We start from the raw sequence: 12,958 nt of genomic DNA on the forward strand, positions 1-12,958 counted from the left end.
GGCTTCTCTTGTCATTCCCGTTCAACTGGTAAAAGAGCGATGATTATCCAGATAGAACAGAAGGAGTAACTATCCCCTTAAAGAATCAAAATAAAACCGCCAAAAAGGCGGTTTTTTTATCAAAACAATTCTGTCAACCGGCTGTATCAAGTGCCAATTGGGATGACCCGTCCATGTGATAAATGTCATCACGAAATTGGACGACCCCTTCTCCCGTTGACCAGGCAGAAATGTACACAAAATGAAGAGGAATCGGATCGGGAATGTTGATTGGCGTATTTTGCCGCGAAGCAATGACGGCTTCCATACGCTGTCTATCCCAACCCGGCGTATTTTTCAAAATCCAGACATTCAGATCCCGAATATTCTGAATGCGAATACAACCCGATGAATCAAAACGCATCAAACTGTTAAAAAGCGTCTGGATTGGCGTGTCGTGCATATAAACCGAATAAGGATTGGCAAAATTGATTTTTGTAGAGGACATCGCGTTGATCTTGCCCGGATCCTGACGGAACATCATGCCTACAGCTTCGTCACTATGCCAATCAATGCTTTCCGGTGAGACTTCCTCACCACGGCTGTTGAATATGTGGATACTATTATCCGAAAGATAAGACGGGTTTTTCTGCATCAACGGAATAATATCTTTGCGAATAATCGACTTCGGCACAGTCCAAAACGGATTGAGAATGATCTGGCTGATTTTTGAATCCAATAGAGGCGTTTGCCGGTCTATTTTGCCGACAACAGCAGTATGACGTTGCACAACAACACCATTTTCAACGGCTTCAATCTGGGCAGCCGGAATATTGACCATGACAAAACGTTGTTCTTTCGATGTCATGTCTACTTTCGGTTTCAAACGGTCAACATTGATATGCAACTGGTTAAGCCGGGTCTGCGCATCGACATTCAACGATTTATACGTTGAATCACCGGTCACACCATCTGCCGGCAAACCATGACGGGCCTGAAAGCGTTTAACAGCGGCATCGACATAAGTATCGAAAGATTGAGACATGCCGACGCCGCTTTGAAGATCACCCGAGGCTGCAAGTCTCTGACGAAGTGCTATAACCGCAGGATGCGTTACACCAATTCGCAATTTCCCCTGTTCGGTCGGCACCCTTTGCCAACCACCGCGGCTCACGATATCTTCATACTGGGCAATTGCCCGTTGCGTATCTTCCACAGTTGCAAAACTCAAAACCGGCTGGTTTGAAGCAACTTTTCCACCACCCGATGGACCAGCATCAAATTGATCGTCCCAGCGAGCTCTCCCTGACTGGGCAAACATCATATTATTTGCTTTGGCAACCAGAGGTGCACAGGATAAAGCTGCTACAGTCGCCAATGATTGCAAAAAGAACCTTCGGCCGATGAACGAGTTTTTGGCAGATGTCATATTTTTATGTGTCATTCTCAATTTTTCCAGGCATGCCTTTGCCGATAGCAAATCGACAGTCATGCTAAAAAATATTCAATGGAAGTATGATCGTGTTTTTCCAGACTGATACAATTTTGTGTCTTTATCATGTCTAAAGAAACAACGACCTTCAACATCTGGTATATATAGGGAGCTTCTCGTTAAAAATATGTAACTATAGTATTTTTTTGTTTTTCTTGAGAACAAGCATAACTTGAAACATGACAAAAAGAATTGCGACAAGAAAATGGAATATCGCGAGCCACGGAAACAGGATGAAATAGGAGCTATAGAGGGTAAAAGCGAGAGATTCGGTGATTGCCGCGAAAAACCACAAAATGATTCCCCAGAGCGACCCCATCCATAAACCAAGAGCCGCGATCGGATAAGTAACAGCAAGAACAACTGTTAAAACTTGCCAAAGCCATGGCATCCGGTCAATACGCCATAACTCGCCGGGAAATACGCCAACAAGCCGTATCCAATAAAAAATTGCAAACAGCAGAGCCACAATCGAAAGACAATGAAGAAAAATTGAATAAGCCGATGCTACCAGATCAGGTTTAACCACTTGGCGTAACTGGTTATCCATCAAATCTCCAATTCTTTCTCAACCGGCTGAAAATATGAATCGACAATTTCATCGGTTACACCGGCCAAGCTGTCGGGCTTCCAGTGCGGATCATTGTCTTTGTCAATCAGAACAGCCCGCACACCCTCGTAAAAATCATGATTGTCCATCATGTGATGGGCAACCCTGTTTTCCACTTTCAAACAATCATCAAGGCCCAATGGCTTACATTGCATCATTGAACGCCAGATGACCGCCAGACTTGTCGGAGAACGCTTCAATAAAGTGTCCAGCGTTTCCTTGGCAAATTCATTACCCTCATCTGCTTTTTGTTTTAATTGATTAAGAGAGGCTTCAAGCGAATCCGTTCCGAAACACTCGGCTATCAACGATCGCAAATCGGCAGAAGTTTCGTAGTTGACTTCAACTGCATATTTTTCGAGCGCCGGACGGGGATTACCTTGTTCAATAATACTTGCGCGCAGATCTTCCAGATTTTCCTGAGCAACTGCGTGGGTTGCCAAACCGGTTTGCAAGCAATCTCCCCATTTACACCTTGCTCCGGTCAAAGCCATATACATGCCGAAATGGCCACTCAAACGCGACAGAAAGTCACCCGCACCAACGTCGGGGAAGAAACCGATTGCGCTTTCCGGCATAGCAAAAAGCGTATTTTCGGTCACTATGCGATGGGAACCGTGGACTGAAATACCAGCTCCTCCACCCATACATATACCATCGAGGATCGCAATATATGGCTTCGGAAAACGGCCGATATAACTGTCGAGCTTATATTCGGCTGAAAAATAATCATAAGCCGGACGCCCCCCCTTGCCTTCCTTATAAGCGTAAACGACATCACCGCCCGAACAGAAGGATCGACCTTCGCCTTCTACGATTAGGCACAGAACATCGTCATCAGTTTCCCAACTTCGCAAAGCTTTTTCAATTGCCACAACCATGTTGAGGCTCAACGCGTTCAAGGCATCGGGGCGTGTCAGCCGTACAATTCCTGCGCGACCTTCTTTCAAGAACGTGACCTCGCTCCCGCCACCAAAATCAAGTTGCATCGCCCAAAACTCCTTAGGAACACTGATAGGTTGCCGTTATTTAAATCATTATTGACTGTAAAATCAATCAACCTTGCCAAATAGAAGCCGATGCTGCCCTTAAAAATTAATATTTGGTAAATTTCTAGGCGTGATCGTCATGACTGCCGAGACGAGGAAATAGCTGCATAACCGCCCCTATGAGATAAATATACAAACCGGAAATTGTCATACCGATTTTTACCCATTCGGGTGCATCAAGCCTGTAACAGATGCCTATAACTCCCAATGCACACCATATAAGAAAAATCGTGAGATTTAACGGACGCAATCTTGCTACCCGTACGGGATGTAGAAAATATATCGGCAGGAACGAGATAACAGCCGAAATCACAACAATGGTAAAGGCAGTCCACTCGCCGGGTTTTACGATAAACAACGTAAAAATCAACATATTCCAGACGACAGGAAAACCTTTAAAAAAGTTTTCTTTGGTCTTCATACCTGTATCGGCATAGTAAATTGCAGAAGATACCACAATGATAGCTCCCGACAGGAACGAAAGCCCCTCCCCCATGAAGCCGCTTTGATAAAGTGCGAATGCGGGTATGAGAACATAGGTCACATAATCGATAATATTGTCCAGAAGTTCGCCCGACCATGTGGGAAGAACATATTTGACTTGAAGTTTACGTGCAATCGGACCGTCAATGCCGTCGACCAACAATGCAAGACCGAGCCAGCCAAACATTGCTGTCCATTGTTTTTCAGAAGCTGCTACCAACGACAAAAAGGCCAGAAATGATCCCGACGCGGTGAGCAAATGAACAGAAAATGCCCTTGCTTGCGGCATTGTTACTTTTTTATGCCGTAACTTTTCCGCACCACTCTTAATTTTGCCGGCAAGATTGTTTTTCAAAGTTGAATAGTCCCTCTTGTCAAATCTCGTTATCACATCTGTGTGTAAATTTTTAGGCTCTTTCTATCACTGATAACAAAAATTGAAACAATTGTTTGTAAATGCTGGATTGATCCACATATTGTGCTAACTTTAACGTCGGGTGGTTGAATATGTAATCTATCAGAAAGGTCTTGCTATGGTAGTAGCGCCGGTAAAAGAAAATGATACAAAAATAGCAATCATCGGTGCGGGGCCGGCAGGCATGATTTCTGCTCTTGCAGCTGCACAAAAAGGGTATCGGTCATTTCTCATCGGACCTGATACCAATAAGAATGACCTTCGCACCACCGCGCTAATGATGCCCGCCATTAAAATTCTTGATTCGCTCGGCGTTTGGAAAAATTTGCAGGATAAAGCTGCTGCGCTTTCAACCATGCGAATCGTTGATGGCACAAAAAGACTTATTCGTAGTCCGGTCGTAAGTTTCCACTCTTCCGAAATCGGTGAAATAGCATTCGGCTATAATATGCCTAATGTCGAGCTTAACAACGCAATCAATAATGCAGTATCAAGCTCAAAACTGATCAAGCGACTGGATCAATCGGCAAAATCCATCGTCAATTCCGATGATCATGTAACGATCAATCTTGATGACGGTTCATCACTTGTCGTCAACGTTGTTGTTGCAGCCGATGGGAGAAACTCGAAGGCACGCATTGCTGCGGGAATTGATTGCCGTCAATGGAACTATCCACAAACAGCCGTCATACTGAGTTTTGCTCATGAGTTTCCTCACAATAATATTTCAACAGAATTTCACACCGAGGATGGTCCGTTCACACAAGTCCCGTTGCCTGGAAACAATTCAAGTCTGGTTTGGGTCCTCAATCCCGAGCGGGCAAACAGAATTCTCGGATTGGGTAAAGAAGCTCTTGGGCGAGCGATTGAAGAACGTATGCAAGCGATGCTTGGTAAAGTCACAGTCATTACGCCAGCGCAGGCATGGCCATTATCGGGCATCGTACCGAAGTCGTTCGCAACAAAACGGACAATTCTTGTCGGTGAAGCTGCCCATGTGTTTCCCCCGATTGGTGCACAAGGATTAAATCTCGGTGTTCGCGATGCGATCAATATGGTCAAAGCAATCGATAGCGACGGCCATGACGTCGGCAGCGATAAAGTCATGGAGAATTATAACAAATATCGCAAAACCGATATCTGGGTTCGTACCGGTTCCGTCCATGCACTCAATAGAGCTCTTCTTTCCGATATGTTACCTGCCCAATTTATTCGCAGTGCGGGTCTCGAACTGCTACGAAACTTCGCACCTCTTAGAAATATTTTTATGCGTGAAGGCATGTATCCTGGAAACGGGTTTCGGGCGATTGCCAAAAGTTTTTGCCCTTCGCTCAAATAATTGCCGATAAAATAAGACCGGATAGCTTTCGTTATCCGGTGCAACTTTGATGGTATCTTCCAGCGGAAACTTGATTATGTTTATATGCATAAACGGGCTTTAAAGCCCCTTGAACAGCCAAGTCGATAATCCACGACACTGCAATTCAAAGAAGGAGACATATGACTCAATCAACTGAAATCGATGGTACTCTCGTTGCAGCAGAAAGAAAAATAGTCGTTGATGGCAACCATTTTTTGCAAGTTGGCGCTTTGGTTTATCGTTTGCAAAAAAAAGCTGTCGAGTTTCTGGTTATTACGAGCAGAGGTACCGGACGCTGGATTATACCGAAAGGTTGGCCAATGCCTGGACGCACGTTGTCACAGGCAGCACTTCAGGAAGCATATGAAGAAGCTGGCGTTCGAGGTATTGCCGAAACGGCTTCGATTGGATCCTATCAATATACAAAAACCGACATGCCGGGCGGAGAGAATGGAGATTTTACGGTCGACGTATTTGCGGTTCTCTATTCACATCAAGAAAAAAAGTGGCCAGAACGCGGACAACGAATCTTTGAGTGGGTAAGCCCTGAAGAAGCGGCTCACCGAGTCGGCGAACCGCAATTAAAAAAACTTTTATTGGATTATCGCCCTCATTAAGACCATCTTTTTACGAGTGCATCATGCTAATGGAGCAGAATATCCAGCTAACGAAGTCGTGGCTAAAAAATTACGCCGGTTAAATGATTCGCTCTTGTAATTTCCCTATCCTATCGTTCTATCAACGTTTTTTAAATTCGGCGTTTTATCCCGTTTATAATTCGCTCCAAATACAGTCACGTATTTTGCGGAAAAATAAAGCGCTGAATTTTATAGTCCCCGCTATTCACACATTGTCCACCGGCACGACTACTACATCTAGTTGTTTCAAGATTTGAACAAACGACGCCTTGACGTCAAATCTGTTTTGTTCTTTTATGCTGAAACGATGATGCATTGAAAAATGCACTACGTTCCAGATTTGTAATCATGCGTAATTTTGTGTGCAGTCAACAGGTGTAATTGCGAGCATTTATGGCTCGCATTTTTGTTGTTTTATGCACATAAAAACGTTCAAAAAACGTTGTGTAAAACTTATGTGTTTATAGAAAATTTACTATATGTAGTATTAAATGGGGCTAGATACACATGATATAGTTCACGCGTCTTTTTTAAGAAAAAGATGCATTTTTTTGCACCGGAAGCCGGCAGATTGTTTTATCGATTTGTCACCGATCGGTGTCGTCGAAAAAAATCAGGGGTTAAATCCTTTCCATACATTCTGTTTGTTGAAAAGGATTTAGAGAGGTTTGTACGCTGCCGCTATGGAGGCGAGGCAAACACAACATATTGAATAAGGACAGGCTATGAAGATCGCACGCCATTTCACAAAGGAGGGGCAATCGCCCTACACAGGAATTGAATTCCATAAGGCTACAAGTGAAATAAAAAATCCTAATGGTTCGATCGTTTTCCGGCTCGAAAATATCGATGTTCCGAGCCAATTCAGTCAGGTTGCAGCCGATATTCTGGCACAGAAATATTTTCGTAAAGCAGGCGTTCCTGCTGCATTGAAAAAGGTTGAGGAAAATGGTGTCCCTTCGTGGCTCTGGCGATCGGTCGCCGATGAAAAAGAACTGGCAAAAATTGCCGAAGACCGCCGCTTTGGTTCTGAAATGGATGCGCGTCAGGTGTTTGACCGGCTTGCCGGAACGTGGACCTATTGGGGCTGGAAAGGCAAATATTTTGATACCGAGAGTGATGCTTTAGCATTCCATGACGAGCTTGCTTATATGCTCGCCACCCAACGCGTAGCACCAAATAGTCCGCAGTGGTTCAACACGGGCCTCTTCTGGGCTTACGGCATTGATGGTCCAAGTCAGGGGCATTTTTATGTAGATTGGAAAACCGGCGAATTAACGAGATCGAAATCGTCATATGAACATCCACAACCTCATGCCTGTTTTATTCAGTCGGTTGCCGATGACCTCGTGAACGAGGGCGGCATTATGGATTTATGGGTGCGTGAGGCCCGTCTTTTCAAATACGGTTCCGGCACGGGTTCGAATTTTTCGCAATTGCGCGGTCAGGGCGAAAAGCTTTCCGGCGGTGGTAAGTCTTCCGGTTTGATGAGCTTTCTCAAAATTGGTGACAGAGCAGCCGGAGCGATCAAATCGGGTGGTACAACACGTCGTGCAGCCAAGATGGTTGTCGTTGATATCGATCATCCGGATATCGAAGCCTATATTGACTGGAAGGTGCACGAAGAACAAAAAGTAGCTGCTCTGGTTACCGGTTCCAAGATTGTCAAAAAACACCTCACAGCCATTATGAAAGCTTGCGTTAATTGCGAAGCTGATAATGGAGATTGTTTTGATCCCAATAAAAATCCTGCCTTGAAACGGGAAATCCGCGCTGCAAAAAAAGATCAGGTTCCGGAAAATTATATCCAACGTGTTATCCAGTTTGCGCGCCAAGGTTTCCGCGAAATGGAATTCGATACCTATGACACAGATTGGGATTCGGAAGCCTATCTTACTGTGTCAGGGCAAAATTCGAACAATTCTGTTTCTTTGAAGGACGAGTTTTTACGGGCTGTCGAAAAGGATGGTGATTGGAACCTTATTCGTCGTACAGATGGCAAAGTGCATAAAACAGTGCGTGCCCGCGATTTGTGGGATCGGATTTCTTATGCTGCATGGGCTTCGGCTGATCCGGGGGTCCATTTCAACACCACTATGAATGATTGGCATACGTCACCTGCCGAAGGGCCAATTCGCGCCTCGAATCCTTGTTCGGAATATATGTTCCTCGACGATACCGCCTGTAACCTTGCTTCGATCAATCTGTTGTCATACCGCAACCACGATGGTTCATATGATCTTGAAGCCTATGAACATAGCGTCCGTCTATGGACAATCGTTCTCGAAATATCGGTTATGATGGCACAATTTCCATCAAAAGAAATTGCCAAAAGATCTTATGAATACCGCACCCTCGGCCTTGGCTATGCTAATATTGGTGGTCTGCTGATGACATCGGGAATTCCTTATGATTCCGATAAAGGTCGTGCTATTTGTGGTGCATTAACAGCAATCATGACCGGCGTTGCCTATGCAACATCAGCAGAAATGGCAAAGGAACTTGGAGCTTTCAAAGGTTACAAACCTAATAAAGAGAATATGTTGCGTGTTATTCGCAACCACCGTCGTGCGGCCTATGGTGAAACTTCAGGCTATGAAGGACTGTCAGTCAATCCTGTCGCTTTAATTGCCAAAGACTGTCCCGACCAGAAAATGATTGAACGGGCCCGTAAAGCTTGGGACAAAGCTCTGGAACTCGGGAAACTTTATGGCTATCGCAATGCGCAAGCCACTGTTGTTGCTCCGACCGGAACAATCGGCCTTGTTATGGATTGCGACACAACCGGCATCGAGCCCGATTTTGCGTTGGTGAAATTCAAGAAGCTTGCCGGCGGCGGATATTTCAAAATTATCAATCGTGCAGTTCCTGAAGCTTTGCGGACACTTGGCTATTCGGAAAGCCAGATTGCTGAAATTGAGGCTTATGCAGTCGGCCACGGAAATATCAATCAGGCTCCGGCAATCAATCCGACGACATTGAAAGCCAAAGGCTTCACAGATGAGAAGATCGAAGTTCTGAACGAGGCGATGAAAAGTGCCTTCGATATCAAGTTCGTTTTCAACAAATGGACGTTGGGCGAGGATTTCTGCAAAAATGTTTTGAACTTCACCGAAGAACAACTTGATGACGTTTCATTTGAAATGTTGCCTGCTCTCGGTTTTTCGAAAAAAGATATCGAGGCTGCCAACCTTCATGTTTGCGGTGCAATGACTCTGGAAGGAGCCCCTCACCTCAAGCAGGAACATTATCCGGTGTTCGATTGTGCCAATGCTTGCGGTAAAATTGGCAAGCGTTACCTGTCTGTCGAAAGTCACATCCGCATGATGGCAGCGGCCCAGCCGTTTATTTCCGGCGCTATTTCAAAGACAATCAACATGCCTAACGATGCGACTGTTCAAGATTGTGCCAATGCCTACATGTTGTCATGGAAACTTGCACTTAAGGCCAATGCTCTTTATCGCGACGGCTCCAAATTATCCCAGCCGTTGAACTCTTCTCTCATTGCTGACGATGATGATGAAGATGCTGTCGATAATCTTATCGAGCAACCGGCGGCTGCGCGTACAGCAAAAGTCACTGAAAAGATCGTCGAAAAAGTTGTCGAAAAATATGTCCATGCACGCGAGAAATTGCCTAATCGCCGGCAGGGTTACACGCAAAAGGCAATCGTTGGCGGACATAAAGTCTACTTGAGAACCGGTGAATTCGGTGATGGCCGCTTGGGCGAGATCTTCATTGATATGCACAAGGAAGGCGCCGCTTTCCGCGCTATGATGAATAATTTTGCTATCGCTATCTCACTTGGCCTGCAATACGGCGTGCCGTTGGAAGAATATGTCGATGCATTTACTTTCACCAAATTTGAACCGGCAGGCATGGTTCAGGGAAATGATGCAATCAAAAACGCGACATCAATTCTCGACTATGTATTTCGTGAACTCGCGGTTTCGTATCTCGGGCGCTATGATCTTGCCCATGTCGATATATCGGACTTTTCCAACACAGCTTTGGGTAAAGGTGTGAAAGAAGGAAAAACCAATCTGATTTCGACAGGTTGGACACGCGGTTACAAACCGAAATTTGCTGACCCAAAAGCACCGGTTGCAAAAATTGCAACTGCTGCCCCAAAGTCTAATGTCACCACGTTAAAACCGGCTACTGCGGTTCAATCGAAAGCCGCTCCGTCGTTGGAAACACAAGGGGCCACAGCTTTAAGACGTGATCTCAACGAGGAAGAAAACAAAATAGATAATTTATTCGACGCCGATACGTCTGCTGAAGCAAAAGCAGCAGAAATGGCCAATGAAGTTGCCGAAGCCAAAAAGCTTAACTCCGACCGTAGAAAACAAGCAATGATGCAAGGCTATACTGGCGATATGTGTTCGGAATGCCAGAACTTCACAATGGTACGTAACGGCACTTGCCTGAAATGCGATACCTGCGGAGCAACAAGCGGGTGCAGCTGATTGCTTTTCACATCTGATAATTTTTAAAAGCGGCTCTTTTTCAAGAGCCGTTTTTTTAACTGCTATGGCCGTTAGTGGCTTGGCTATTCATATTAAAAAATTCAAAATAGAAAAATTAGAGTAACAAAGTGGAAACGAAACCGGCAAGTTTGACGGTGACTGTCCTCTTGCCAGGATGAAACATCGGCTTTCATGATGTTTCATACAAAAGCTTTCAAAAGGGTCTGAACACCTTCCCATCTAAAGTTGTGAAAAAATTGAAGACAAGCGCACTCTTCCAGGAAATGATTTTTCTCTGTTTTTACAGCGGCATTCTCATATCTTTTCCCAATCCCCTCCTAACTGATGCCTGAACCACGTCATTTGGCGTTTTGCGTAACGGCGTGTATTCGTTTTCGCTTCGACAATCGCCTCCCCGATTGTCTTTTTGCCTTTCAGAACATCTATAAATTCCGGTATGCCGATAGCTTTCATTGCTGGCATTGAAGGATTTAACCCCAGTTCATCCAAAGCACGAGCTTCCTCCAATGCTCCGTTTTCAACCATTTTATCAAAACGCCGTTCAATGCGACGATAAACGACGTCTCGTTCCGGCAATAAAAGCAATTTTTTCAAATCGCCCGTTTCAAGTAAAGGTTCTGTTTTCTTGTTTTGCCAATAGCTTAAAGTTTTACCGGTTGCATCATGAACTTCCAATGCCCGAATAATCCTCTGTCCATCCTTTTCGCTTAAACGGCGGGAAAGTTCGTAATCAATCCCCTGAAGCAACTTATAAAGCTCTGGAGCCCCCTCTCCTTCCAACCTTGTGCGCCATTTTTTTCTTGTTTCTTCCGGAATATCGGGGATTATTGCCAACCCTTCGGTTAACGCCTTGAAGTAAAGGCCTGTGCCGCCGACAAGAATGAGAGGTCTTTCAACCGTTTTGAGGACTTCTGCAACATCCTTAAGCCATTTGCCTGTAGAATATTGCTTTTCAGGAGAAACATAACCGTAAAGATAATGCTGGACACGTGCCATATCTTCTACGCTCGGCCGTGCTGTAATAACGTTTAAAACGTCATAGATCTGCATTGAATCTGCATTCACAATTACGGCATCATTATCTTCCGCCAGTTTTAACGCAAAATCCGACTTGCCGCTTGCCGTCGGTCCCGCTATCAAAGTAATTGTTCTTTTTTTCATGAGCGGAGTTTTCCATGCCCCAAAGTGAATTGCTTGTGGCCACGTTGATTGCCAATCCTGAAAGACCGGTTTTAACACCACAGCTCGTTGATAAAGCCTCTCATAGTATCAATGCAAGCACTGTCTATTGGCTTTGTGACGGCGTTGCTTGTGACATTCCGCTCAATGACACAATCAGTCCGGATGAAGCACAAAAAGCTTTGCGTATCGCCCTTCAGGGAGAACCTGTTGATGTTGCCGTCCAAATTCAGGACAAGCGGCGGAAGAAACTTCTTGTTGCTGACATGGACTCAACCATGATTGGTCAGGAATGTATTGACGAACTCGCTGATGCTGCGGGGTTGAGAGACTATATTTCAGACATCACAAGACGTGCAATGAATGGTGAAATTGCCTTCGAACCGGCACTGCGCGAACGTGTCGCTTTATTAAAAGGACTGCCATTGTCGATTATTGATGATGTCATTGAAAAACGCATTACTCTCTCGAATGGTGGAAAAGAACTCGTCGCAACGATGCGTAAAAATGGAGCTTACACGGCACTTGTTTCTGGCGGTTTCACATTATTTACTTCAAAAATTGCCCGTGCCATAGGCTTTGACGAACACAATGCCAATGAACTTCTCGTCGAAGGGGATCATCTTTCCGGCCTCGTTAACGAGCCGATTTTGGGAAAACAAGCAAAAGTTGAAAAACTGGTAGCACTTTGTAACAAGCTCAATATCTCGCCGGATGACGCCATGGCGGTTGGAGATGGTGCCAATGACCTCGCAATGCTAAAACGAGCGGGTTCTGGTGTCGCCCTGCACGCCAAACCGGTCGTAGCGGAAGCTGCCTCCATTCGCATTGATTACGGCGATTTAACGGCCCTTCTTTATTTGCAAGGATACCGCAAGTCCGACTTCGTCAGTTGAGCCTTTTTAAAGTCATAATCAGCCGGAAACTGAAGCAATTTTCGTTTGAGGTTTTTGAACCATTGTAGCCGGCATTCTGTGAAAGGGTTCGGAAACCGAACAAGCTTCAGCTTTCACAATATTATTCCGCTTTTTAGATAAAAACCGGAATGGTTGCAAATGTCGAAATTTTTCCCCGAACATCCTAAAACATTGTCGTTTTCAAGGATCGTTTCAGTTTTTTTAATTTTCCAACTCTGAATTATTTTTTTAAAACAAACGATGGGCATTTGCTTTCAAACCAATGTTCATTCTGTAGTTTCTCATGATTTTCTAAATTTATACAATTTGAATATCACAATTTAAAAAGACGGCTGGCCTCAAGGAA

The 12,958-nt window shown here is 44.8% G+C and carries 9 protein-coding genes; 4 read left to right on the plus strand and 5 right to left on the minus strand.

The genetic code is table 11. The annotated features are described in order from the left end of the window. Window positions 1-133 precede the first annotated feature (133 nt). From H3V12_RS03790 to pcsA, 4 genes are all read right to left on the minus strand, one after another. On the minus strand, window positions 134-1,423 hold the full coding sequence (locus tag H3V12_RS03790; protein WP_083639864.1) for a L,D-transpeptidase family protein: 1,290 nt from the start codon (window positions 1,421-1,423) through the stop codon (window positions 134-136). A 181-nt stretch (window positions 1,424-1,604) separates the two neighbouring features. Then, window positions 1,605-2,021: a DUF6163 family protein gene (locus tag H3V12_RS03795; RefSeq protein ID WP_075870801.1), complete on the minus strand. Its 417-nt coding sequence runs from the start codon at window positions 2,019-2,021 to the stop codon at window positions 1,605-1,607. Continuing rightward, entirely contained in the window at window positions 2,021-3,070 is a 1,050-nt protein-coding gene (locus H3V12_RS03800; RefSeq protein WP_198212893.1) for an enoyl-CoA hydratase/isomerase family protein, read from the minus strand. Before H3V12_RS03800 ends, H3V12_RS03795 begins: the two co-directional genes overlap by 1 nt. 124 nt (window positions 3,071-3,194) lie before the next feature. Further along, window positions 3,195-3,968 carry a phosphatidylcholine synthase gene (gene pcsA / locus H3V12_RS03805; RefSeq protein ID WP_279098375.1) on the minus strand — a complete coding sequence of 258 codons (774 nt, stop codon included), beginning with the start codon at window positions 3,966-3,968 and terminating at the stop codon, window positions 3,195-3,197. A 178-nt stretch (window positions 3,969-4,146) separates the two neighbouring features. Here pcsA and H3V12_RS03810 point away from each other — a divergent pair, with 178 nt between their 5' ends. The 3 genes from H3V12_RS03810 (at window position 4,147) to H3V12_RS03820 (ending at window position 10,495) form a co-directional block, all read left to right on the plus strand. Continuing rightward, window positions 4,147-5,367, plus strand: coding sequence for a UbiH/UbiF family hydroxylase (locus tag H3V12_RS03810; protein WP_198212895.1), 1,221 nt, complete (start codon window positions 4,147-4,149; stop codon window positions 5,365-5,367). Between the two features lie 161 nt (window positions 5,368-5,528). Continuing rightward, a complete protein-coding gene (locus tag H3V12_RS03815; protein WP_075870805.1) occupies window positions 5,529-6,005 on the plus strand; it encodes an NUDIX hydrolase in 477 nt (158 codons plus the stop codon). Window positions 6,006-6,751: 746 nt separating this feature from the next. Then, window positions 6,752-10,495: a vitamin B12-dependent ribonucleotide reductase gene (locus H3V12_RS03820; protein WP_198212897.1), complete on the plus strand. Its 3,744-nt coding sequence runs from the start codon at window positions 6,752-6,754 to the stop codon at window positions 10,493-10,495. Window positions 10,496-10,810: 315 nt separating this feature from the next. Here H3V12_RS03820 and miaA read toward each other — a convergent pair whose 3' ends face one another. Then, complete coding sequence (gene miaA, locus H3V12_RS03825; RefSeq protein ID WP_198212899.1) at window positions 10,811-11,677, minus strand: tRNA (adenosine(37)-N6)-dimethylallyltransferase MiaA; 867 nt, start codon at window positions 11,675-11,677, stop codon at window positions 10,811-10,813. Window positions 11,678-11,691: 14 nt separating this feature from the next. On the opposite strand from miaA, the gene serB reads away from it, so the two are divergent. After that, window positions 11,692-12,591, plus strand: a complete 900-nt coding sequence (gene serB, locus H3V12_RS03830; protein ID WP_075870808.1) for a phosphoserine phosphatase SerB — start codon at window positions 11,692-11,694, stop codon at window positions 12,589-12,591. Window positions 12,592-12,958: the final 367 nt, after the last annotated feature.

Source organism: Bartonella sp. W8167, assembly GCF_016100335.1.
In the GTDB taxonomy this organism is placed as follows: domain Bacteria; phylum Pseudomonadota; class Alphaproteobacteria; order Rhizobiales; family Rhizobiaceae; genus Bartonella; species Bartonella apis.

Excerpts from the sequence above, each read along its gene's own strand:
- H3V12_RS03790 (WP_083639864.1), bottom strand. The coding sequence starts at position 1,423 with ATGACACATAAAAATATGACATCTGCCAAAAACTCGTTCATCGGCCGA.
- H3V12_RS03795 (WP_075870801.1), bottom strand. The coding sequence starts at position 2,021 with ATGGATAACCAGTTACGCCAAGTGGTTAAACCTGATCTGGTAGCATCG.
- H3V12_RS03800 (WP_198212893.1), bottom strand. The coding sequence starts at position 3,070 with ATGCAACTTGATTTTGGTGGCGGGAGCGAGGTCACGTTCTTGAAAGAA.
- H3V12_RS03810 (WP_198212895.1), top strand. The coding sequence starts at position 4,147 with ATGGTAGTAGCGCCGGTAAAAGAAAATGATACAAAAATAGCAATCATC.
- H3V12_RS03815 (WP_075870805.1), top strand. The coding sequence starts at position 5,529 with ATGACTCAATCAACTGAAATCGATGGTACTCTCGTTGCAGCAGAAAGA.
- H3V12_RS03820 (WP_198212897.1), top strand. The coding sequence starts at position 6,752 with ATGAAGATCGCACGCCATTTCACAAAGGAGGGGCAATCGCCCTACACA.
- miaA (WP_198212899.1), bottom strand. The coding sequence starts at position 11,677 with ATGAAAAAAAGAACAATTACTTTGATAGCGGGACCGACGGCAAGCGGC.
- serB (WP_075870808.1), top strand. The coding sequence starts at position 11,692 with ATGCCCCAAAGTGAATTGCTTGTGGCCACGTTGATTGCCAATCCTGAA.